Annotated in this window: 14 protein-coding genes; 9 read left to right on the top strand and 5 right to left on the bottom strand. The window is 62.6% G+C overall.

Translation table 11 applies throughout. The features are described from left to right. The first annotated feature begins 215 nt into the window (after positions 1–215). From smc to def, 5 genes are all read left to right on the top strand, one after another. Positions 216–3,746: a chromosome segregation protein SMC gene (gene smc / locus AKL28_RS04730; RefSeq protein WP_050466906.1), complete on the top strand. Its 3,531-nt coding sequence runs from the start codon at positions 216–218 to the stop codon at positions 3,744–3,746. Between the two features lie 270 nt (positions 3,747–4,016). Further along, positions 4,017–5,309 (top strand): cell division protein ZipA C-terminal FtsZ-binding domain-containing protein, encoded by a 1,293-nt coding sequence (locus AKL28_RS04725; protein ID WP_050466905.1) that lies wholly within the window; start codon positions 4,017–4,019, stop codon positions 5,307–5,309. 25 nt (positions 5,310–5,334) lie between these two features. After that, positions 5,335–7,395 (top strand): NAD-dependent DNA ligase LigA, encoded by a 2,061-nt coding sequence (gene ligA / locus AKL28_RS04720; protein WP_050466904.1) that lies wholly within the window; start codon positions 5,335–5,337, stop codon positions 7,393–7,395. 104 nt (positions 7,396–7,499) lie between these two features. Then, positions 7,500–8,390 carry a UTP--glucose-1-phosphate uridylyltransferase GalU gene (gene galU, locus AKL28_RS04715; protein WP_050466903.1) on the top strand — a complete coding sequence of 297 codons (891 nt, stop codon included), beginning with the start codon at positions 7,500–7,502 and terminating at the stop codon, positions 8,388–8,390. A gap of 100 nt (positions 8,391–8,490) precedes the next feature. Beyond that, positions 8,491–9,027, top strand: a complete 537-nt coding sequence (gene def, locus AKL28_RS04710) for a peptide deformylase (protein WP_050466902.1) — start codon at positions 8,491–8,493, stop codon at positions 9,025–9,027. A 136-nt stretch (positions 9,028–9,163) separates the two neighbouring features. Here def and cphA read toward each other — a convergent pair whose 3' ends face one another. After that, the gene (gene cphA / locus AKL28_RS04705; protein ID WP_050466901.1) at positions 9,164–11,734 is read right to left on the bottom strand and encodes a cyanophycin synthetase; all 2,571 of its coding nucleotides are present in this window, start codon (positions 11,732–11,734) and stop codon (positions 9,164–9,166) included. A gap of 78 nt (positions 11,735–11,812) precedes the next feature. Continuing rightward, a complete protein-coding gene (locus AKL28_RS04700) occupies positions 11,813–14,011 on the bottom strand; it encodes a cyanophycin synthetase (protein WP_050466900.1) in 2,199 nt (732 codons plus the stop codon). Between the two features lie 430 nt (positions 14,012–14,441). Here AKL28_RS04700 and AKL28_RS04695 point away from each other — a divergent pair, with 430 nt between their 5' ends. After that, positions 14,442–16,721 (top strand): cyanophycin metabolism-associated ABC transporter, encoded by a 2,280-nt coding sequence (locus AKL28_RS04695; protein ID WP_050466899.1) that lies wholly within the window; start codon positions 14,442–14,444, stop codon positions 16,719–16,721. Between the two features lie 2 nt (positions 16,722–16,723). Further along, positions 16,724–17,224, top strand: coding sequence for a cyanophycin metabolism-associated DUF1854 family protein (locus AKL28_RS04690; protein WP_414735687.1), 501 nt, complete (start codon positions 16,724–16,726; stop codon positions 17,222–17,224). A 61-nt stretch (positions 17,225–17,285) separates the two neighbouring features. Here AKL28_RS04690 and AKL28_RS04685 read toward each other — a convergent pair whose 3' ends face one another. The 3 genes from AKL28_RS04685 to map all read right to left on the bottom strand — a co-directional run bounded on the left by AKL28_RS04685 (position 17,286) and on the right by map (position 21,740). Beyond that, complete coding sequence (locus AKL28_RS04685) at positions 17,286–18,032, bottom strand: pseudouridine synthase (RefSeq protein ID WP_050466898.1); 747 nt, start codon at positions 18,030–18,032, stop codon at positions 17,286–17,288. A gap of 112 nt (positions 18,033–18,144) precedes the next feature. Further along, the gene (locus AKL28_RS04680) at positions 18,145–20,697 is read right to left on the bottom strand and encodes a [protein-PII] uridylyltransferase (RefSeq protein WP_050466897.1); all 2,553 of its coding nucleotides are present in this window, start codon (positions 20,695–20,697) and stop codon (positions 18,145–18,147) included. Positions 20,698–20,915: 218 nt separating this feature from the next. Continuing rightward, the gene (map, locus tag AKL28_RS04675) at positions 20,916–21,740 is read right to left on the bottom strand and encodes a type I methionyl aminopeptidase (RefSeq protein WP_050466896.1); all 825 of its coding nucleotides are present in this window, start codon (positions 21,738–21,740) and stop codon (positions 20,916–20,918) included. Between the two features lie 289 nt (positions 21,741–22,029). Here map and rpsB point away from each other — a divergent pair, with 289 nt between their 5' ends. Both rpsB and tsf read left to right on the top strand, forming a co-directional pair. Further along, on the top strand, positions 22,030–22,773 hold the full coding sequence (gene rpsB, locus AKL28_RS04670; protein WP_050466895.1) for a 30S ribosomal protein S2: 744 nt from the start codon (positions 22,030–22,032) through the stop codon (positions 22,771–22,773). A 140-nt stretch (positions 22,774–22,913) separates the two neighbouring features. Continuing rightward, positions 22,914–23,801, top strand: a complete 888-nt coding sequence (tsf, locus tag AKL28_RS04665) for a translation elongation factor Ts (protein ID WP_050466894.1) — start codon at positions 22,914–22,916, stop codon at positions 23,799–23,801. Positions 23,802–23,988 lie beyond the last annotated feature (187 nt).

Raw genomic sequence — 23,988 nt, 5'->3', positions numbered from 1 at the left:
TCGGAAAGTATTGCATCGATAGTAGCATCAATCCGAATTTCAACTGTTCAATGTTTTTTGTCGTTGAGCAGGTGCCTGGCCGATACCGTTGCAGCGTTCGCCATGAGGCAAATGCCCCGCTATTTGGCCGGGTCGGGGGCTGGCGATGTTATGATACCGGCCTTTCCGGAAGCAAATTTTCCGCTTTCTTCCAACCAGTTTATTTTGTCGATAACGTGCGTCTAACTTCCATTAAATTGTCGGGATTCAAGTCCTTCGTCGAACCTACGCATTTCCAGGTTCCGGGGCAGCTGGTGGGTGTGGTCGGGCCGAACGGCTGCGGCAAATCCAATATCATCGATGCCGTGCGCTGGGTCCTGGGCGAATCCAAGGCCTCCGAGCTGCGCGGCGAATCCATGCAGGACGTCATCTTCAACGGCTCCACCCACCGCAAGCCCGCCGGGCGCGCTTCGGTCGAACTGGTGTTCGACAACGCCGCCGGCAAGGCCGCTGGGCAGTGGGGGCAATACGCCGAGATCGCCGTCAAGCGCACGCTGACCCGCGACGGCACCTCGTCCTATTACATCAACAACCAGGCGGTGCGCCGCCGCGACATCCAGGATATTTTCCTCGGCACCGGCCTGGGGCCGCGCGCCTACGCCATCATCGGCCAGGGCATGATCTCGCGCATCATCGAGGCGCGCCCCGAAGAGCTGCGCATCTTCCTGGAAGAGGCTGCCGGCGTGTCCAAGTACAAGGAACGCCGCCGCGAAACCGAGAACCGCCTGCACGACACCACCGAAAACCTGACCCGCCTGGAAGACATCCTGCGCGAGTTGAACGCCAACCTCGAAAAGCTGGAAGCGCAGGCCGCCGTGGCCAAGAAATTCCACGAGCTGCAAGGCGACCAGGAAGAGAAGCAGAAGCTGTTGTGGCTGCTGCGCAAGAACGAAGCCAAGAGCGAACAGGAAAAGTTCTTCAAGGAAATCGAGCGCGCCCAGATCGACCTGGAAGAGCAGACTGCCAAGCTGCGCCACGTCGAGGCCGAACTGGAGCATATGCGCCAGGCGCACTATGGCGCCGGCGACCGCCTGCACCAGGCCCAGGGCCACCTGTACCAGACCAACTCCGAGATCGGCAGCCTGGAGGCGCAGATCAAGTTCGTGATCGAATCGCGCAACCGCCTGCAATCGCAGTTGAATTCGCTGACCGCCCAGCGCGACCAGTGGCAGCGCCAGGGTTCGCAGCAGCAGGATGAGCTGGCCGAGGCCGAAATCGCGCTGGAAGAGTTTGGCATGCGCGTCGAACAGTCGCAGCAAGCGGTGCAGGATGCCAACGAGCGCCTGCCGGCGCTGGAACAGGCCTGGCGTGAGTCGCAGCTGAAGACCACCGAATCGCGCGGCAAGATCATGCAGGTGCAGCAGCAGATCGAGTTGCAGTCCACGCACCAGCGCAACGCCTCCAACATCCTCTCCGGCCTGGCCTCGCGCCGCGAACGCCTGATGCAGGAAAAGAACGGCTTGAGCATGCCGGACGATGTGCACCTGTCCAACCTCAGGTTGCAGCTGGAGGAAAAGCAAGCCTCGCTGGAAGAGGCCGGCATGTACCTGGAAGAAGCGCAGGAACAGGTGCCGCGCCTGGAAGAGGAGCGCCGCGCCGCGCAGGAACTGGTCAGCAAGGAAACCTCGGCCAACGCCCAGCTGGAAGCGCGCCTCTCCGCGTTGAAGCAACTGCAGGAAAGCGTGCAGGCGCAGGGCAAGGTCCAGCCTTGGCTGGAGAAGCACGGCCTGGCCGAGCTGCCGCGCCTGTGGCAGAAGCTGCATATTGAATCGGGCTGGGAAACTGCACTGGAAGCGGTGCTGCGTGAACGCATGTCGGCGCTGGAAATGTCCAACCTGGACTGGGCCAAGGCCTTCTTTTCCGACGCGCCGCCGGCCAAGCTGGCGCTGTACGCACCCAATGCCGGTATCGCCCAGCCGGCGCCGCAAGCGGCCAACGGCCTCAAGCCTTTCATCAACCTGCTGCAACTGAGCGACCCCGGCCAGCGCGCGTTGATGAACGACTGGCTCAAGGACGTGTATGTGGCCGACGACACCGCCATCGCTTTTGCCGAGCGAGGCAACCTGCCGCTGGGCGGCGTGTTCGTTACCCGCCAGGGACATGTGGTGAGCCAGTCCAGCGTGCGTTTCTATGCATCGGATTCGGAGCAGGACGGCATGCTGGCGCGCCAGCAGGAAATCGAGAACATCACCAAGCAGCAGCGTGCGCAATACATGCTGGCCGAAGAGGCCAAGGGCCGGGCGGTACGTGCCGAGGCATCCTTGTCCGCGGCCTCGCAGCGCCTGCAGGAGCTGCGCCAGCGCGTGGGCAGCCTGACCCAGTCGGCACACAGCCTGCAGATCGAAGTGATGAAACTGGCCGAAGTGCAGGAGCGCTTCAACCAGCGCAGCACGCAGATCGCCACCGACCTCGAAGAGATCGGCATGCAGGAAGCTGAACAGCAGCAGGTGCAGGCCGAGTCCGAGGCGCGTTTCGAGCAGCTCGATATCGAATTGGCAGAGCTGCAGGAGCAGCATGAGAACGGCCAGACCGATTACCTGGGCAAGGAACAGCAGTTGAACGAATCGCGCACCCGCTTGCGCGAACTGGAGCGCTCTGCGCAGGAAACCGAATTTGCGGAGAAGTCGCAGCGCAGCAAGATCGAAGAATTGAAGCGCAGCATCGCCACCGCGCTGGAGCAGGCGGCACAACTGTTCGCCAGCATGCAACAGGGCAGCCTGGAACTGGAAAGCCTGGACGACCAGGCGGCCCAGGCCGGTTTGCAGGAACTGCTGGATCGCCGCAGCGAGCAGGAGCGTGCGCTGGCCGATGCCCGCCACGAACTGGACCAGTTGTCGCAGCAGTTGCGCACGCATGAGGAAAACCGCATGCAGGCCGAACGCAGCCTGCAACCGCAACGCGACCGCATCACCGAGCTGCAGCTGAAGGAGCAGGCTGCGCGCCTGAACCAGGAGCAGTTCTCGGAAGCACTGGCGCAAACCCAGGCCGACGAGGCCGCGCTGTCCGAAAAGCTGACCGCCGACATGCGGCCGTCCTATCTGCAAGGCGAGGTGACCCGCCTGACCAATGCCATTGCCGCGCTGGGTGCAGTCAACCTGGCCGCGCTGGACGAACTGGCGACGGCCTCCGAGCGCAAGCACTTCCTCGACGCACAGCATGCCGACCTGAACGAAGCCATCACCACGCTGCAGGACGCGATCCACAAGATCGACATAGAAACCCGTGGCCTGCTGCAAGATACCTTCGACAAGGTCAACCACCATTTCTCGGAACTGTTCCCGGTGCTGTTCGGCGGCGGCCAGGCCAAGCTGATCATGACCGGCGACGAGATCCTGGATTCCGGCGTGCAGGTCATGGCGCAGCCGCCCGGCAAGAAGAACGCCACCATCCACCTGCTGTCGGGCGGTGAAAAGGCGCTGACCGCGACGGCACTGGTGTTCTCGATGTTCCAGTTGAACCCGGCGCCGTTCTGCCTGCTGGATGAGGTGGATGCGCCGCTGGACGACGCCAACACCGAGCGTTTCGCCAATATGGTCAAGCGCATGTCCGAGCACACCCAGTTCCTCTTCATCTCGCACAACAAGATCGCGATGGAGATGGCGCAGCAACTGATCGGCGTGACCATGCAGGAGCAGGGCGTATCGCGCATCGTGGCGGTGGACATGGATTCGGCCGCCAACTTCTCCAGCGCAGAGCAGGCCGCCTGAGGCCGTCCTTGGGGACGGCCCTTTGCGCCTTTGTCGGCTTGACAAGGCAGGGGGTGGAACACTACCCTGAGAACCTTGTCATACAGCCCGGCCTGGAGCGTTTTCCCAGGCTGTATTTGCCGGATCTGACGTGCTTTTTACGGCTTTCGGGCCATGAAAAATAACAACATTTATTCCTTCAATGAGTAGCTTTATCGAGCCGAACATGTCTTGCCGTGCAGCCACCCGGGCCGCGGCTTTTCCGCCAGCCACACTGAAGGGGCAAGCAGCATGATGGATCTTCAGACCAGCCTGATCGTGATCGGCGGCGTCTTCGTCGTCGGCGTCATCTCCTACAACAAGTGGCAGGAACACAAGGCGCGCAAGACCGTAGAGCGCGCCTTTTCTTCATCGCACGACGATGTGCTGATGTCGCCGCAAGACCAGGACTCGCCCCAGTCGCCGGCAGCAGAGCACGCGACCGATTTTGCGCCAGCCCCGGAAGCGGCAGGCGACCGCATGGAACCCGCCTTGTACGACCTGCCCGAGCGCAACAAGCCGGTGACGGCGCCGGTCAAGGCTTATCTGGACCAGGCCGAATTCGAGCAGCGAGAACCTTATATCGGCGAGGCGTCGCCGGCGGCCGACGCCGCACTGGCCGAGACCTTGGCCAATGCGCCGCAATCGACGGTGGCGCAAGTCATCGCCGGTGCTGAAGAGCAGATCGAGTCGGTGCCGGCCTTCGCGCCGCCGCAGCAAATGCAGGCCCCTGTGGCGTCCAAGCCCAAGCGTGAATTGCCGGTGGACGAACTGATCGACTGCAACATCCCGATCGCATTGGAACACCCGCTGCGCGGCGACAAGCTGCTGCCGGCGCTGCAGAACCTGCGCCACGTGGGCAACAAGCCGGTGCATTTCATCGGCCGTACCGCCGAAGGCGAATGGGAAGCCGTCGGCCACGGCGGCGTCTATACCGCTTTGCTGGCCGGCGCCCAGTTGGCCAACCGCAGCAATGCGATGAATGAAATCGAGTATTCGGAATTGGTCATGCGCCTGCGCGACCTGACCGATTCGCTGTCCGGCGAACCCGAGCTGCCTGACATGCCGGACATCATCAAGACTGCCCAGGCCCTGCACCAGTTCATCGCCGACCACGATGTCCAGTTGAGCGTGAACGTGCGCACCAATGGCGCGCCGTGGAGCTTGGCGACGTTGCTGGCGGCGCTGACCCGCCAGGGCTTCGACCGCCGCACCGAAGGCTACCTGGTGATGCAGGATGGCGAGGGCGAGGTTCTCTTTGCGCTTTCGACCAACGCTACCCAGGCCGACGAGACTACCGACCGCCTGACCTTGCTGCTGGACGTGCCGCGTGTGGCGCCTTCGCGTGACGGCTACGGCGCGCTGGTGGCCTGCGCCCGTTCGCTGGCCGTGCGCCTGGGCGGCACCATGGTCGACGACAGCGACCAGATGCTGTCCGATGCCGCGCTGGCCGATATTGCCGAGCAAGTGGCGGCGTTCTACAGCGCCATGGAGTCGGCCGACATTCCCGCAGGATCAACGCGCGCATTGCGCCTGTTCAGCTAAGGGGCCGTGCCCCAGGCAATTCAAGATGCAACCAGATTTGTTTTCCGCAGGTCCCCCCCCCGCAGGGGCGGCGGACTGGCTGGTTCGTGCGCATGCATTGCGCGACGAACTGAACCGCCATAACCACGCTTATTACGTGCTGGATGAGCCCAGCATTCCCGATGCCGAATACGATCGCCTGTTCCAGGAGCTGCAAGCGCTGGAGACGGCGCATCCGGAGCTGGCAACGCCAGATTCACCGACCCAGCGCGTAGGCGGCGCGCCCCTGCCGCAGTTTGACCCGGTGCGCCACGATATCCCGATGCTGTCGCTGGGCAACGGTTTTTCCGACGAGGACATCGAGGCCTTCGACAAGCGCGTCATGGACGGCCTGGAGACGCTGCAGGAAGTGCGCTATGCGGCAGAGCTGAAGTTCGACGGTCTGGCGATCAGCCTGCGCTACGTCGATGGCCTGCTGGTGCAGGCGGCTACCCGCGGCGACGGCACCACCGGTGAGAATGTCACCGCCAACATCCGTACGGTGCGCGCCATTCCCCTGCGCTTGCACGGGACCAAGATTCCTGCGGTGCTGGATGTGCGCGGCGAAGTGCTGATGTACAAGCAAGACTTCGCGCGCCTGAACCAGCGCCAGCGCGATGCCGGCCAGAAGGAGTTCGCCAACCCGCGCAATGCGGCCGCCGGCAGTCTGCGCCAGCTCGACTCCCGCATCACGGCGCAGCGCACCTTGCGCTTTTTCGCCTATGGCATTGGCGTGCTGGAAGGCATGGACATGCCGGCTTCGCATTCCGCGCTGCTGGACTGGTACCAGGAACTCGGTTTGCCGGTGTGCAAGGAGCGCGCAGTGGTGACCGGTGCGGCCGGGTTGCTGGCCTTCTTCCGTGGTATCGGTGAAAAGCGTGAACAGTTGCCTTACGAGATCGATGGCGTGGTCTATAAAGTGGACCGCCTGGACCAGCAAAAACACCTCGGTTTCGTCTCGCGTGCGCCGCGTTTTGCGCTGGCGCATAAATTCCCCGCGCAAGAGGCGCTGACGCAGGTGCTGGAGATCGAAGTCCAGGTCGGCCGCACCGGCGCCATCACTCCGGTGGCGCGCCTGAATCCGGTGTTCGTGGGCGGCGTCACCGTCACCAACGCCACGCTGCACAATGAAGATGAGGTGCGCCGCAAGGATATCCAGATCGGCGATACCGTCATCGTGCGCCGCGCCGGCGACGTTATCCCCGAGGTAGTGGCGTTCGTGCCGGAAAAACGTCCGGCCGATGCGCGCGCCTTCGTCATGCCTACCGCATGCCCGGTCTGCGGTTCGCCTATCGTGCGGCTGGAAGACGAAGCCATCGCACGCTGTTCCGGCGGCTGGCTGAAGTGCTCGGCGCAGCGCAAGGGAGGTTTGCAGCATTTTGCTTCGCGCCGCGCCATGGATATCGAAGGCCTGGGGGAGCAACTGGTGGAGCAACTGGTGGACAGCAATATTGTCACCACACCTGCCGACTTGTACCGTCTCGGGCTGCTGGCGCTGGCCACGTTAGACCGCATGGCCGAAAAGTCGGCGCAGAACGTGCTGGATGCATTGCAAAAGTCAAAGGCTACTACGCTGGCCCGCTTCATCTATGCCCTGGGGATCCGCCATGTGGGCGAGGCCACGGCCAAGGAGCTGGCGCGCCATTTCGGCGGCCTGGATAAACTGCTGGCGGCCAGCGAAGAGCAATTGCTGGAAGTGGCCGATATCGGCCCGGTGGTGGCCAGCTCCATCCGCGCCTTCTTCAGCGATGCGCTCAATGTCGAGCTGGTGGAGCAGTTGCGCGCCGTGGGCGTGCATTGGCCGGAAACCGAAGGCACCGACAGTGGTTCCAAACATTTGCAGGGCAAGACCTTCGTGCTGACCGGCACCTTGCCCAACATGTCGCGCGACCAGGCTGCACAATTGATCGAAGCGGCCGGGGGCAAGGTGACCGGTTCGGTATCGAAGAAGACCAGCTATGTGGTGGCGGGCGCCGAGGCCGGCAGCAAGTTGGCCAAGGCCGAGGAACTGGGCCTTCCCATCCTGGATGAGGACCAGCTCAAGGCCTTGTGTGCCGAGATGTCATGAAAAGAACATAATTTGTTGTTCAAGATGTATTACACTCCGCCCGACTCTCGTCAACCGACGCAGATCGGGCTCGAAAAAAGATTACCTATCCTCAGGGAGCAATAATGATCAAGAAGATCAAGAAAGCCGTTTTCCCGGTTGCCGGACTGGGCAGCCGCTTTCTGCCGGCGACCAAGGCGCAACCCAAGGAAATGCTGCCTATCGTCGACAAGCCGCTGATCCACTACGCCGTTGAAGAGGCAGTGGCCGCCGGCATCACGGAGATGGTGTTCATCACCGGCCGCAACAAGCGCGCCATCGAAGACCATTTCGACAAGGCCTACGAGCTCGAAAGCGAACTGGAAGCGGCGGGCAAGCAGAAACTGCTGGAGATCGTGCAGAACGTGGTTCCCAAGAACGTCAATTGCATCTTCATCCGACAATCGACTCCGCTGGGCCTGGGCCATGCCGTCCTGTGCGCGCGTCCGGTGGTGGGCGAAGAGCCGTTCGCGGTGCTGCTGGCCGACGACTTCATGGATACCGACAGCGGCGTCAGGCCGGTGCTGGCGCAGATGACCGATATCTACGCCCGCGAAGGCATGAGCATGCTGGCGGTACAGGAAGTGCCCAAGGCCGAGACCAAGCAGTACGGCATCGTCAGCGCCACGCCTTATCAGCCTGATCTTGAGCGCGTCAATGCCATCGTCGAAAAGCCGGCGCCGGAAGATGCGCCCTCGACGCTGGCCGTGGTCGGCCGTTATGTGCTGAACAACCGCATTTTCCATTGCCTGGAAAACATCGGCCGCGGCGCCGGCGGCGAGATCCAGTTGACCGACGGCATCGCCAAGCTGATGCAGGCCGAGTCGGTGCTGGCTTACCGCTACCAGGGCCAGCGCTATGACTGCGGTTCCAAGCTGGGCTACCTGAAGGCGATGGTGGCCATGGGCATGAAGCACCCGGAAACCGGCCCCGAGTTCAGCGAATACCTCAAGGAACTGGGCCGCAAAGCCGGATAAGGTCTGCGGCGGCCGCTGAAGCAGCGGCCCGCGGGATCGGCGATAATGCTTGCAGGCGCCCGGTTTTGCCGGGCGTCATTCTTTTGGGAGCAGCAAAGAGATGGCCATCCGCGACATCCTCAAAATGGGCGACCCGAGCCTGCTGCGCCAGGCGCAGCCCGTCACTCAGTTCGGCACGCCAGAACTGGCGCAACTGGTGGACGATATGTTCGAAACCATGCGTGCAGTCAGCGGCGCTGGCTTGGCGGCGCCGCAGATCGGCGTCGATCTGCAACTGGTGATCTTCGGTTTCGGCAGCAACCAGCGCTATCCCGATGCGCCGCCGGTACCGGAGACGGTGCTGATCAATCCGGTGCTGACCCCGTTGTCCGATGAAATCGAAGACGGCTGGGAGGGCTGCCTGTCGGTGCCCGGCATGCGCGGAGTTGTGCCGCGCTGGAGCAGCCTGCGCTATCGGGGCTACGACCTGGACGGCAAGGTGATCGACCGCACCGTCGATGGTTTTCATGCGCGTGTGGTGCAGCATGAGTGCGACCATCTGCAAGGTATCCTTTACCCGATGCGCATCCGCGATTTCTCGCAATTCGGCTTTACCGAAGTGCTGTTTCCGGAACTTGATCCCAAGCAGGACGACTGAGCGCCTTCCGCGTTACACGCCATCCCGGCGGCCGTCGTTTTCCCTGTATCAATTCTTCGTAGTCAAAACCTGAATAGACAACGGCCGGCAGCGAAATCTTCGCTGCCGGCCGTTCAGGCCTTACCTGATACCCGTTTCAGGCTTCGGCTACGCGCATGTTGATGTGCGCCAGCGCTTCATCGATCTGGTCGATCAGGATCAGGCACAGGTCGCCATCCTTGAGCGATGCCAATGCGGTATCGATGGCCAGGAACTCGCCATAGATCTCCTTGATGTCGCTGGTGCGAGTGGCTTTCTCCAGGCCCTGGCGCAGCAGCGCGATCACTTCGCCGTCGACGCGGCCGCGCTGGCACTGGTCCTGGTACAGCACCACTTCGTCGAAGGCATCGCCCAGCATTTCGGTCTGCTGGGTGATGTCGGCGTCGCGGCGGTCGCCGGCGCCGCTGATGACCACCGAACGGCGTTTGGAGGGCATGCTGTCGACGGCCTTGATCAGCGCCTGGATGGCGTCCGGGTTGTGGCCATAGTCGGCAATCAGCGTGGCGCCCTTGTAGTCGAACAGGTTGAAGCGGCCGGGGGCAGTGTCGCTGTCGCTGATGAAGCTGTTCAGGGCTGCGGCGATGTGTGCCCAGTCCAGGCCCAGTGCCCAGGCGGCGCCGACCGAGGCCATCACGTTCTCGACCTGGAAGCCGATGCCGCCGTTACGCGTGAGCGGGATGCCGGACAGCTTCAGGCGCTGCTCAAAGCTGCCTTGCGCGGCGACGATGGCATCGCCGTCGCGGTAAACGATGCGGTGTCCCTGGGCGCGGTGCGTGGCCATGATCGGATGCTGGGGATCTAGGGCGAAGAAGGTGACCGAACCCGGGCAGGACGAGGCCATCTTCGCCACCATCGGGTCGGCCGCGTTGAGTACGGCAGTGCCGGTGGGCGCCACGTTCTCGACGATGACGCGCTTGACCACGGCCAGGTCCTCCACCGTGCTGATGTAGGACAGGCCGAGGTGGTCGCCCATGCCGATGTTGGTGACCACGGCGACATGGCAGCGGTCGAAGCCCAGGCCTTCGCGCAGCACGCCGCCACGCGCGGTTTCCAGCACGGCGGCATCGACATCCGGGTGGAACAGCACGTTGCGGGCGCTGCGCGGGCCGCTGCAGTCGCCGGTGTCGATGCGCTGTTTGTCGATGTAGACGCCATCGGTATTGGTCATGCCCACGCGCAGGCCGGTTTCGGCCAGCAGGTGGGTGATCAGGCGCACGGTGGTGGTCTTGCCGTTGGTGCCGGCTACGGCCACTACTGGGATACGGCCGTCGTCGCCGTCTTCATACATGGTCGAGACGATCGCTTCGCCGACATCGCGGCTCTTGCCGTAGGAGGGCGAGAGGTGCATGCGCAGGCCGGGCGCGGCGTTGACTTCGACGATGCCGCCGCCTTGTTCTTCCATTGATGCATGCACCGAGTTGCACACCACGTCGACGCCGCAGATGTCGAGGCCGACCATCTGTGCCGCAGCGATGGCGCGCGCGGCCATGTCGGGGTGGACGTCGTCGGTGACGTCGGTGGCGGTGCCGCCGGTGGAGAGGTTGGCGTTGTTGCGCAAGACCACGCGCACGCCCTGGGCCGGAATGGCTTCAGGGTCGAGATGCTGGCTGGCCAGCACCGAAATGGCGATGTCGTCCAGGCGGATCTTGGTCAGCGAGGTAGCGTGGCCGTCGCCGCGCAGCGGGTCGGCATTGACCTGGTCGATCAGTTGGCGGATGGTGTGCACGCCGTCACCGATGACTTGGGGCGGGTCGCGGCGCGCTGCGGCCACCAGTTTGTTGCCGATCACCAGCAGGCGGTAGTCATGGCCATGAAGGTAGCGCTCGACGATGACCTCGTCGCTGATGCGCGCGGCATTGGCGAACGCCTGCTCGATCTCGGCGCGGCTGCTGATGTTGACCGCCACGCCCTTGCCCTGGTTGCCGTCCAGCGGCTTGATCACGACGGCGGCGCCGATTTCTTCAGTGGCCTTCCAGGCGTCTTCGGCGGTGGTGACTACGCGGCCGTTGGGTACTGGCACGCCGGCCGCGTGCAGCAGCATCTTGGTCAGGTCCTTGTCCTGCGCGATCGATTCGGCGATGGCGCTGGTATTGCTGGTTTCCGCAGCCTGGATGCGCTTCTGGCGGCTGCCCCAGCCGAACTGCACCATGCTGCCCTGGGTCAGGCGGCGGAACGGGATGCCGCGCTTGATGGCGGCATTGACGATGGAGCCGGTGCTGGGGCCCAGGCGCACGTCCTCGTCCAGCTCACGGATGCGCGCCAGCGCGTTGGTCAGGTCGAACGGCGTATCGGCTTGCGCGGCACGGCACAGCTCCAGCGCCAGGTTGAAGGCCAGGCGGCCGACTTCCTCTTCGCTGTATTCCACCACCACCTGATAGACGCCGGTCTCGATGGTGGAGACGGTGCGGCTGAAGGTGACCGGGCAACCGGCCTGGGACTGCAGCGCCAGCGCGGCGGAGGCCAGCGCATGGGCCATCGACACGACCTGCTTGCCGCCGTCGGGCTCAAGGAAGCCGATCTGCGGGAAGCGCGCACGCAGGCGTACTTCGAAGCCGGGCATGTCGTCCACTACCTGTTCCGCAGCGGGACAGGAGACGATGGCTTCAATGGCGGTGTGTCTGCTCCAGAGGTTGGGGCCGCGCAGTGCGCGTATGCGTGATACGTCCATGGACAATTTTCCTGAGTGTCTCTTGAGTGGTGTGCTTGCTGGTTATGCGGGTGTCGTGCTGCGTGCGGAGTCCCGGGTTCAGGCGGCCTGCGTCTTGAACTTGAACCCTTGCTGTTCGGCCTGCTCGGTGCCGAACAGCTCGATGCCGGCACGGATCACTTCGGGGCCGATGCCCAGCGCCCAGGCGGCGCCTACCGCAGCCAGGACGTTCTCGACCTGGTAGGCCACGGCGCCGTTCTCGGTCAGCGGGATGGCATCCACCGAACTGACCTTGAACTCGCGCTCGCCTTCGGCCTGGATCAGGTCGCCGCCGCGCAGGAACACCGCGCGGCCGCCGTCCTTTAGGTGGGCAGCCAGCAATGGGGACTCGGGGTGGACGCCGAAGAAGATCACTTCGCCGTCACACAGCTGGGCCATGTCGGCCACCAGCGGATCGTCGGCGTTGAGCACGGCCGCGCCGTCGGGCAGCACCAGGTCGACCTGGGTACGCTTGACCTTGGTGGCCATCTGTTCGGCATTTTCGATGTAGTACTCGGGCAGGCTGTCGTCGGGGTCGATGTTGGCGACCACGCCGACCAGGCAGCGGTCATAGGCCAGGCCTTCGGAGAGGATGGAGACGCTGCCATTCTCGAACACGGCGGCTTCCACCGCGCGGTTCAGCAGTACGCGGTGCGCGGCGCCCCAGTTGGCGCGGTTGCCGCGTTCGACCACGCGTTCGCCGAAATACAGGCCATCGCCGCAGGCCAGGCCGACGTGCTTGCCGGAGAGGTGGATGATGCGGGCGATCAGGCGCGAGATGGTGGTCTTGCCGTGGGTGCCGGTGACGCCGACGATGGGGATGCGGCCGTTTTCGTCTTCACCGAACAGGTTGTTGACGATGGCTTCGCCCACCGGGCGCGGCTTGCCTTCGGATGGCTTCAAGTGCATCAGGAGGCCGGGGCCGGCATTGACTTCGACGATGGCGGCGCCCTGGTCGGCCAGGGGGCGCGAGATGTCTTCGGCGACGATATCCACGCCGGCAATATCTAGGCCGACGATGCGCGCGGCCAGCGAGGCAGCGGCGGCGACGCTGGGATGAACCTTGTCGGTGACGTCGGCCGAGACGTTGCCGTTGCGCAGCAGCAGGATACGGCGGCCGGCGGCCGGCACCGATTCCGTGGTCAGGTTCTGGCGCTGCAGTTCCAGTACGGCGGCCGGTTCGCGTTCCAGCAGCACGGGATCGAGCAGGTGTTCTTCCAGCAGGCCGCGACGCGGGTCGCGGTTGAGCTCATCGAGCAGATCCTGCACCGTGGACTTGCCGTCGCCGATGATGAAGATCGGTTCACCGCGCGCAGCCGCGGCCAGCTTGCCGCCGACGATCAGCAGGCGGTGCTCCAGGCCCGGCACATAGCGCTCGACCAGCACGCCGCTGCCTTCTTCCAGGGCGGCCTTGTAGGCGGTTTCGATTTCTTCGCGGGTGTTCAGGTCGATGAAGACGCCACGCCCGTGGTTGGCGTCGCAAGGCTTGACCACGACCGGCAGGCCGATGTCTTCGGCGGCGTCCCAAGCATCTTCCGGGCTGTTGACCAGGCGGCCTTCTGGGACCCGTACGCCGCAGTTTTCCAGCAGGGTCTTGGTCAGGTCCTTGTCGCGCGAGACGCTTTCGGCGATGGCGCCGGTCTGGTCGGACTCGGCCGTCCAGATGCGGCGCTGCTTGCAGCCGTGGCCGAGCTGGACCAGGTTGCCTTCGGACAGGCGGATGGTGGGGATGCGGCGCTCGTCGGCGGCATCCACGATGCAGGCGGTGCTGGGCCCCAGGCAGAGCTTGTCGACCATGCGGCGCAGCTTGGCCAGTGTGGCGTCGAGATCGTAGGGCTTGTCTTCGATGGCGGCCATGACCAGGTCGCGTGCGGCGTAGAGGGCGGCGCGGGTGACGGTTTCATGGCGGGCGCGCACGACTACCTTGTAGACGCCGCGCACGTTGGTTTCGCGCGCCTTGCCGAAGCCGCCCGGCAGGCCGGCCAGGTTTTGCAGTTCCAGCGTGACGTGTTCCAGGATGTGGCCGGGCCAGGTGCCTTCTTCCAGGCGCTTGACGAAGCCGCCGCGGACTTCATAGCTGCAGCGGTGTTCGATCAGGGTCGGCAGCCAGGTGGTCAGGCGCTCGTTGAACCCGGGCAGGATATTGGACGGAAAATCTTCCAGTTCGCCGATGTCGATCCATACTTCGAGGGCCGAACGGTAGGTCCAGATGTTCGGACCTTGCAAGGGCAGGAAACGGAGGAATTCGATATTTTTCATGTCTGGATGATGTGCCGCGTAATGTGCCGGTTGTTTGTTATTGCTGTTGCGCTAGCGCTTTGTTGCTTATTTGTAATTTGTGGTCAGTATTTCGTCAGAATAACCCATGCCCCCACTAACGCATCGGAGCACAATTGGTTTACTGTCGCGGCAAAAAGCTGGTGGCGCGGGCTTCTCGGCGAGTATTGTCTCAGACTGTTTCCCGTCCATGGCGTGAATTTCGCCGTGCCGCGGCCGTTGTCGCATCCTGTGGGAAAGGGTTCCCGGCGATCCCGCTTTGCGTCCACCGTTTTGGGGTGTCTTGCGTTATGAACGCCAGTGGGCGCTATAATCGCGCGCTGCTCATGGCCGGATAACGCTTCCGGCCGCGCTCCGACTTTGTACTTTGCAGATTGCCAATCGCTCGCATCGGGCCCAACGTTGCCGTTAAATGACTACTGATTCTCTTCCTTCCGCCATCGCCAGCTTGCCCGAACGCTGGGGAACGGAAATCGCAGCCCGCCTGACCGCCAACGAAAAGATCGTGGCCTGGCTGGAGTTGGATCTCGATACGCAATTGCAATTCCGGTCTTCGCTGGTGGTTGCCACCGAAACCCGGCTGCTGGCCAATACGCCGGAAGGCACTGTCTGGCAGGAGTGGGCCTACCGTCCCGAACTTTCCTTGAAGCATGTCGACCATGCCGGCGTCGGCACGCTGGAGCTGTGCGATGACCATGGCCGCCTGGCCGCCTGGCGCTATACGCTGGCGCAGAATCCGCAGGCGCTGCGCCTGATCAAGCTGTTCGAGCAGCAGCGCGACCTGGTGGCATCCGGCGTGGCGCCGGAAGAAGAGGGCGGCGACATCTGCCCGCAGTGCAAGGCGCCGATTCCCGAAGGGCAGGAAACCTGTGCCATCTGCCCGGAGTTAAAGGAAGCGCCGCCATCCACCTGGGCGCTGTTTCGCCTGTCGCGTTTTGCCAAGCCATACAAGGGAGCGCTGCTGCTGGGCTTCCTGCTGACGCTGGCCTCGACGGCCGCCACGCTGGTGCCGCCGTACATGACCATGCCGCTGATGGACAACGTGCTGATTCCGTTCCAGAACGGTGCGCCGATCAATACCCATCTCGCCATGCTGTATCTCTCCGGCCTTTTGGGCGCGGCTTTGCTGGCCTGGGGACTGGGCTGGGCGCGTACTTATATCCTCGCGCTGGTGTCCGAGCGCATCGGCGCCGACCTGCGCACCAGCACCTATGAGCACCTGCTGCGCCTGTCGCAAGAGTACTTCGGCGGCAAGCGTACCGGCGACCTGATGGCGCGCATCGGCTCCGAGACCGACCGCATCTGCGTGTTCCTGTCGCTGCACCTGCTGGATTTTGCCATCGATGTGCTGATGATCATCATGACGGCGGCCATCCTGATTTCGATCAACCCGTGGCTGGCGCTGGTTACCTTGCTGCCGCTGCCGTTCATTGCCTGGATGATCCATGTGGTGCGCGACCGCCTGCGCCACGGCTTCGAAAAGATCGACCGCATCTGGTCGGAGGTGACCAACGTGCTGGCCGATACCATTCCCGGCATCCGCGTGGTCAAGGCCTTTGCGCAGGAAAAGCGCGAGGTGGCGCGGTTCCGCGAGGCCAACCGCCACAACCTGGTGGTCAACGACCGCGTCAACAAGATCTGGTCGCTGTTTACCCCGACCGTGACCTTCCTGACGGAAGTCGGCTTGCTGGTGGTGTGGGTGTTCGGCATCTGGCAGGTATCGAACAACCAGATCACGGTGGGTGTGCTGACCGCCTTCCTGGCTTACATCAGCCGCTTCTATACGCGGCTGGATTCGATGAGCCGTATCGTGTCGGTGACGCAGAAGGCCGCTGCCGGCGCCAAGCGCATCTTCGACATCCTCGACCACGTTTCCAGCGTGCCCGAGCCGGCCAACCCGGTGCACCTGGAGAACGTGAAGGGCGCCATCGAGGTGCGCAACATCGGTTTCCGCTACGGCAATCGTGCGGTGATCCGCAACATGAGCCTGTCCATCGCGCCGGGCGAAATGATCGGTCTGGTCGGCCATAGCGGCTCCGGCAAGAGCACGATGGTCAACCTGATCTGCCGTTTCTATGACGTCTCGGAGGGGGCGATCCGCATTGATGGCGTCGATATCCGCTCGCTGCCGATTTCCGAATACCGCCGCAATATCGGCCTGGTGCTGCAGGAGCCGTTCCTGTTCTTCGGCACCATTGCCGAGAACATCGCTTACGGCAAGCCCGAGGCTACGCGCGAAGAGATCGTCGCCGCCGCGCGCGCGGCGCATGCGCATGAATTCATCCTGCGCCTGCCGCAAGGCTACGATTCGCTGGTGGGCGAGCGCGGCCAGGCATTGTCGGGCGGCGAGCGCCAGCGCATCTCGATCGCGCGCGCATTGCTGATCGATCCGCGTATCCTGATCCTGGATGAGGCGACCTCGTCGGTCGACACCACTACCGAGAAGGAAATCCAGAAGGCGCTGGACAACCTGGTGCAGGGCCGCACCACGATCGCCATTGCCCACCGGTTGTCGACGCTGCGCAAGGCCGATCGCCTGGTGGTGCTGGATCGCGGCCAGGTAGTGGAGGTCGGCAACCATGAAGAATTGATGGCGCGCGAAGGCCATTACTACAAGCTGTACCAGGCGCAGGCGCGCAATCCCGACGGCGAAGCGGAAGTTTCGGTCAGCCAGGCCGAGGGAGGAGAGTGAACATGACCATGATCCCAACAACAGCAGCAGCGACGCCGCTGGCGTCCATTGCCTTGCGTCGCAACAGCTTCGGCCGCCTGATCTTCATCGGCGCCGATGGCGTCGAGAGCGAAAATGTGATTCCGGTGCGGGCGTTTCCGATCGGCGCGCCGGACCATGGCATCTCCATCGTCAGCAGCGACGGCCATGAACTGGCTTGGATTGAACGCCTGGAGCAGGTGAGTGCGGAAGTGCGCGGCTTGATCGAAGAGGAGCTGGCCAGCCGCGAATTCATGCCGGAGATCCTGCGCATCGTCGGCGTCTCGACCTATGCCACGCCCAGCGATTGGACGGTGGAAACCAGCCGCGGCATCACGACCTTTACCCTGAAGGGCGAAGAAGATATCCGCCGCCTGCCGCAATCGGCCCTGCTGATTGCCGACAGCCACAGCATCCAGTTCCTGGTGCGCGACCAGAAGGCGCTGGACAAGCATAGCCGCAAGATACTGGATCGTTTCCTCTAAGCTACCCTCTAGCCGCCGCCGTCCAGGCGAAAGTTGGGACGCGGCGTGACGCCGGTTGCAATCAGAACTGCTCGTCCGGCCGCAAATAACGCCATTGCCCGGTTGGCAGTTCGCCCAGCTTGACGCCGCCGATACGCACCCGCTTCAGGCCGATCACCTTCAGGCCGACCATGTCGCACATGCGGCGGATCTGGCGCTTCTTGCCTTCGTTCAGGACGAAGCGCAACTGATCCTCGTTTTGCCATTCCACCTTGGCTGGCTTGAGCGGCTTGCCATCCATGATCAGGCCATGGTTCAGCCGTTTGAGGTCATGCTCGGGCAGCTTGCCGGGGCGCGTGTACTTCACGCGCACCAGATATTCCTTGTCGACGGCGGAATCCTCGCCGATCAGGTGTTTGGCAATGCGGCCGTCCTGGGTCAGCACCAGCAGGCCTACCGAATCGATGTCCAACCGTCCCGCCGGCACCAGGCTGCGCAATTGCTTCGGATGGAACTGCATTTCGGCGGTGTCTTCTTCCCAGCGCGACTCGGCGTTGACCAGCACTACCGCAGGTTTGTAGCCGTCCTCGGCCTGGCCGCTGACATAACCCATGGGTTTGTTGATCAGGATGGTCACGCGCTGGGACTGTTCGGCACTGGCCTGGCGTTCCACGGTGACTTTCTGGTGCGGCAGCACCTTGCTGCCGAGTACCGACACCACTACGCCGTCCACGCGCACCCAGCCTTTTTCGATCCACTCGTCGGCTTCGCGGCGCGAGCACAGGCCGAGTTCGGACATGCGTTTGGAGAGGCGGACGGGTTCTGTCATGAGGGGCCTTGCAAATACGTAAAGATGCCGGCAGGCGGCGAGGATGAGATTGTACGGCTTGGGGGCCGGCGCGCCAAGGCTGGGCGCCGGCCGATGATCATGGTGGAGCGGGTCAGATGCGCAGGGTCTTGAGCAGGTCGGTTTCCAGCATGATCTGGTTGCGTGGCTGGTTCAGTCCCGGGCCGTCGATCAGGAACACGTCTTCGACGCGCTCGCCCAAGGTCATTACCTTGGCGGTGTGAAGGTTGATCTTGTACTTGGCCAGCACGTTGGAGATCGAATACAGCAGCCCGGCCCGGTCGTTGGCCGAGACCGACAGCAGGTAGTACTGGCCGCGCTCGTCGGGGCGCAGGTCGACCGCCGGGTTGATCGGGAAGGTGCGCGACAGCCGCGACAAGCGCGCCTTCGATGGGGCCGGCAGCGGCGCATCCGACTTCAGCAGTTCGCTCAGTTCATGCTCGATCAGGTTGATGATGTCGCGATAGTTCTTGGCGAATACCGGCGCATTGATCAGGAAGGCGTCCAGCGCGTAGTTGCTTTGCGTGGTGTGGATCTTGGCGTCGAAGATGCTGAAGTTCTTCTGGTCGAAATAGCTGCAGATGCGCGCAAACAGGTCGGGGCGGTCGGGGGTATAGACCGCGACCTGCACGCCTTCGCCGATGGGGGCCAGGCGGCAGCGCACCAGGGGCACGTCGGTGTCGATCTTGTCGTAGAAGCAGCGGGTTTGCCAGGCGATGTCGGAGGCGTCGTGGCGCAGGAAGTAGGCGACGTCCAGCTGTTTCCAGAACTTCTCATGGGCGTCGGCCGGCAGGCCGTACAGGCGCAGCGTCTTGATGGCTTCCTGCTGGGTGTTCTTCAGCTCGCGGTCGGCCGATGGCGCTTCGCCGCCCAGTACGCGCAGCGTCATGCGGTACAGGTCTTCCAGCAGCTTGCCTTTCCAGGCATTCCATACCTTGGGGCTGGTGCCGCGGATGTCGGCCACGGTCAGCAGGTAGAGCGCAGTCAGGTGGCGCTCGTCCTTGACCATTTGGGCGAATTGCGAAATCACGTCGGGGTCCGACAGGTCCTGTTTCTGCGCCACATGCGACATGGCCAGGTGCTGTTCGACCAGGAACACGATCAGTTCGGTGTTTTCTTCGGAAATGCCGTGCTGCTCGCAGAACTGGCGCGCATCGGCCATACCCAGCTTGGAGTGGTCGCCGCCGCGGCCCTTGGCGATGTCATGGAACAGCGCCGCTATGTACAGTACCCAGGGCTGGCCGAAGTTGGCGATCAGTTGGCTGCAGAAAGGGTATTCGTGGGCGTGCTCGCTCATGGTGAAGCGGCGCACGTTGCGCACCACCATCAGGATATGCTGGTCCACCGTGTAGACGTGGAACAGGTCGTGCTGCATCTGGCCGACGATGTGGCGGAAGTTCGGCAAATAACGCCCCAGCACGCTGGTGGCGTTCATGCGGCGCAGCGCGTGCATGATGCCGCGCTTGCCCTGGATGATCTGCATGAAGAGCCGGTGGTTTTCCGGATTGCTGCGGAAGGCGTTGTCGATCTTGAAGCGGGCGTGCCACAGCGCGCGCATGGTGCGCGCCGACATGTCCTTGAGTTCCGGATGCTCGGCCAGCACCAGGAACACTTCCAGCATGGCCGAGGGCGTCTCTTCGAATACGTCTCCATGCGCAATATCGACGAAGCCGTTGACCTCGTTGAAGCGGTCGTTGATGCGTTTGGGGACGACCTGCTGAGGGAACAGGTGGGCCTCGATGTTTTGCAGCAGGATGGTGTTGAGCTGGGTCACCGCTTTGGCGGCCCAGTAGTAGCGCTGCATCAGGTATTCGCTGGCGCGGCGGGTGTCGGTGGTCTTGAAGCCGAAACTTTCGGCAATCGGTGTCTGGATGTCGAACACCAGGCGGTCTTCGCGGCGGTTGGTATAGATGTGCAGGCGGATGCGGATGTCCTTGAAGGCGCGCTCCTTCTGGCGCAGTTGGCGCGCTTCGGTGGGCGTCAGCATGCCGTGTTCGGCCAGCTTGCCCCAGGAGTCGCCCAGTCCGGCCGCCTTGGCCACCCACAGGATCACCTGCAGGTCGCGCAAGCCGCCGGGGCTTTCCTTGCAATTGGGTTCCAGGCTGTAGGGGGTATCTTCATATTTGACGTGGCGCTGGCGCATTTCCAGCGTCTTGGCCTGGAAGAAGGCCAGCGGGTCGAGCGCGGCCTGGTAGCGCTCCTGCAGTTGCTTGAACAGCTTGCGGCTGCCGGTGACCAGGCGCGCTTCCAGCAGGCTGGTCTGCACCGTGATGTCGGCAGCCGACTCGTCCATGCATTGGTCGATGGTGCGGATGCTGTGGCCGATTTCCAGGCCGATGTCCCAGAACAGTTGGACCAGCGACTCCAGTTTCTCTTTTTCTTCGCCTTCGGCCGTTCTGGAGAGCAGGATCAGCACGTCCACATCCGAATGCGGGAACAGTTCGCCGCGGCCGTAGCCGCCGACGGCCACCAGGGCGGCATCGGAAGGCATCCCCAGTTCCGTCCAGGCCTGCGTGAGCGCTTCGTCGACATTGCGGCGCAACTGGGTCAGCAGTTGTTCCGTCTTGTGATTGGACTGGAATGCATCGATAGCTTGCTGGCGCGCGGCCTTGAGCTGTTTTTTGAGCGTGACGGCTAGTGTCGGCATCGGCTTGAATTTGTGGTTGGCGAAGGGGTGCCCGCTTGCTGTCGGCCTGTCGGCCGCGTCCCCAGGCGGCTCGCTTTCCTTAGCAGGTTTCATGCCGAATACCCCGCGGACGTGTGAAATGCCGCTGTTGATCCTGAAACGCTTCGGCGGAAATGACGATGACCGGACTGTCGCTCATCGTCATTTCCGCCGGAGGTGGTGGTAGCTTGGGGATGCGGTCAGGCGGGAGCCGTTGCCAGGTTCTGGATGAAGGCAGGCGGCGCCGGCATGCCGGGCGAAACAGTCAGCACTTCAAAACCGGTCTCGGTGACCAGCACGGTATGTTCCCACTGCGCCGACAGGCTGCGATCCTTGGTCTTGATGGTCCAGCCATCACCCATTTCGCGGATTTCGCGGCGGCCGGCGTTGATCATCGGCTCGACGGTGAAAATCATGCCGGCCTGCAATTTTTCCAGCGTACCGGGGCGGCCATAGTGCAGCACTTGAGGCTCTTCATGGAACACCTTGCCGATGCCGTGGCCGCAGAATTCGCGCACCACGCTGTAGCCGGCCTTTTCGGCATGCTGCTGGATGACGTGGCCGATATCGCCCAGATGCGCGCCCGGCTTGATCTTGGAAATGCCCAGCCACATGCATTCATAGGTGATGTCGGTCAGGCGGCGCGCCAGGATGGACGGTTCGCCCAGGTAAAACATGCGGCTGGTGTCGCCGTGGTAGCCGTTTTTGATGACCGTGATGTCGATATTGAGCACATCGCCGTTCTTCATGACCTTGTCGCCAGGAATGCCGTGGCAGATCACGTCGTTGAGCGAGGTGCAGATGGCCTTGGGGTAGGGCGTGTAGCCGGGCGGGCAATAGTTGAGCGGGGCCGGGATGGTGCCTTGTACATTTGTCATGTACTCGTGGCAGAGGCGATCGATCTCGCCGGTGGTCACGCCGGGTTTCACGAAAGGGGCGATGTAATCCAGTACTTCGGCGGCCAGGCGGCCGGCCACGCGCATGCCTTCGATGTCTTCAGCGGTCTTGATGGTGATGTTGCCCATGTTGTATCGTAATTCGCAGGAAAATCGTCAAGTAGGGATTATAGTCGAGAGGCTGCCGGCGCGCCGGAGGCGGCAGCATTCCAAGTTGAAGTGATGCTTGAATAAAATGGCGTAGTTAAGTATAATCTCGGGCTAACCTGAAATCAGGTTGGAGGGCAATATGGCTGGTGCAAGCCGCATGTTGTCTTATTGAAATGTATTTTTGAAACGCGAATCCGTTCGCCAAAGGGTGTCTGGCTGCATGAGCCGGATGACCGAGCGGATTCCAGACCTAACCCTGGAGAAATTCATGTCCGTTACCATGCGCGAAATGCTGGAAGCCGGTGTCCACTTCGGTCACCAAACCCGCTTCTGGAACCCCAAGATGGCCCCGTTCATTTTCGGTCATCGCAACAAGATCCACATCGTCAACCTGGAAAAGACCCTGGGCATGTACCAGGAGGCGCAAAAGTACGTGCGTCAGCTGTCGGCCAACCGCGGCACTATCCTGTTTGTCGGTACCAAGCGCCAAGCGCGTGAAATCCTGGCTGCTGAAGCGCAACGCGCTGGCGTGCCTTACGTCGACCAGCGCTGGTTGGGCGGCATGCTGACCAACTTCAAGACCATCAAGACCTCGATCAAGCGCCTGAAGGACATGGAAGCTGCCATCGAAGACGGTTCGGTCGAAAAGCTGTCGAAGAAGGAAGCGCTGCTGTTCAGCCGCGAGAAAGAAAAGCTGGAAAAGGCCATCGGCGGCATCAAGGATATGGGCGGCATTCCTGACGCCATCTTCGTGATCGACGTCGGCTACCACAAGGGCGCCATCACCGAAGCCGCCAAGCTGGGCATCCCGGTCATCGGTGTGGTTGATACCAACCACTCGCCTGAAGGCGTGACCTACGTCATCCCGGGTAACGACGATTCCGCCAAGGCGATCGCTCTGTACGCTCGAGGTGTGGCTGACGCCGTGCTGGAAGGCCGTGCCAATGCCGTCAACGAAGTAGTCGAAGCCGTCAAGGGCGACGAGTTCGTCGAGGTCAGCGAACAGGCGTAATTCCGCTTTCGCTGGTGCAGTACAAAAAGGGGTGACAGCGATACGCGCGGTGGCCCCTTTTTTTTGAGTCAATTTTCGAGCCAATTTTGGATTAAGGCGCGTTGCCTCAGGCAGCGAGCCATCAAGTCAGGAGAAATAGTATGGCGGCAATTACCGCAGCAATGGTAGGCGAACTGCGCGCAAAGACCGATGCACCGATGATGGAGTGCAAGAAGGCACTGACCGAAGCCGACGGCGATCTGGTCAAGGCTGAAGAGCTCCTGCGCGTCAAGTTGGGCAGCAAGGCCTCCAAGGCTTCCTCGCGCATCACCGCCGAAGGCGTGGTCGCGACCTACATCAACGGCAACGTTGGTGCCCTGATCGAAGTCAACTGCGAAACCGACTTCGTGACCAAGAACGAAGAATTCATCGGCCTGGCTGAAGCAGCAGCCAAGCTGGTCGCCGAACAGAACCCGGCCGACGTAGCTGCCCTGGGCGCCTGCAAGCTGCCTGACGGCAAGACCCTGGAAGAGCTGCGTACCGAACTGATCGGCCGCATCGGCGAAAACATGTCGTTCCGCCGCTTCCAGCGTTTTGAATCGGCTGCCAAGCTGGTGTCCTACCTGCACGGCACCCGTATCGGCGTGGTCGTCGAGTTCGATGGCGCCGACGTGCAAGTCGGCAAGGATGTGGCAATGCACATCGCCGCCATGAAGCCGGTCGCCCTGTCTGCCGAGCAAGTGCCGGCCGACCTGATCGAGAAGGAACGTTCGGTTGCCTCCCTGAAGGCTGCCGAATCCGGCAAGCCGGCCGACATCGCTGCCAAGATGGTCGAAGGTTCGGTGCAAAAGTACCTGAAGGAAGTGTCGCTGTTCAACCAGGCTTTCGTGAAGAACGACAAGCAAAGCGTCGAGCAGATGCTCAAGGCCGCCAGCTCTACCGTGAAGTCCTTTGTGATGTACGTGGTGGGTGAAGGCATTGAGAAGAAGCAGGACGACTTCGCTGCCGAAGTGGCAGCGCAAGTGGCTGCGGCGAAACAAGCTCAGTAAGCGTTGTAAAAGAAAGCGGGCCGAGAGGCCCGTTTTTTTAAGCTCAACCGGAACTTTTGGAGTGGGCGGCATCTATTGTCATGGCTTTGGCAGATCCACATGGCAAAGCAGGCAGTGGCAATGGGTGTTGATCGGTTGTAGGAAAGACTGGCGCAGCAGTACAGGCATGCAAGTGTCCGCATTTTTC

The organism is Herbaspirillum chlorophenolicum (assembly GCF_001189955.1).
Lineage (GTDB): Bacteria > Pseudomonadota > Gammaproteobacteria > Burkholderiales > Burkholderiaceae_D > Herbaspirillum > Herbaspirillum chlorophenolicum.
Note: the sequence above shows the minus strand (reverse complement) of the source record. Positions and strands in the feature narration are given on the sequence as shown.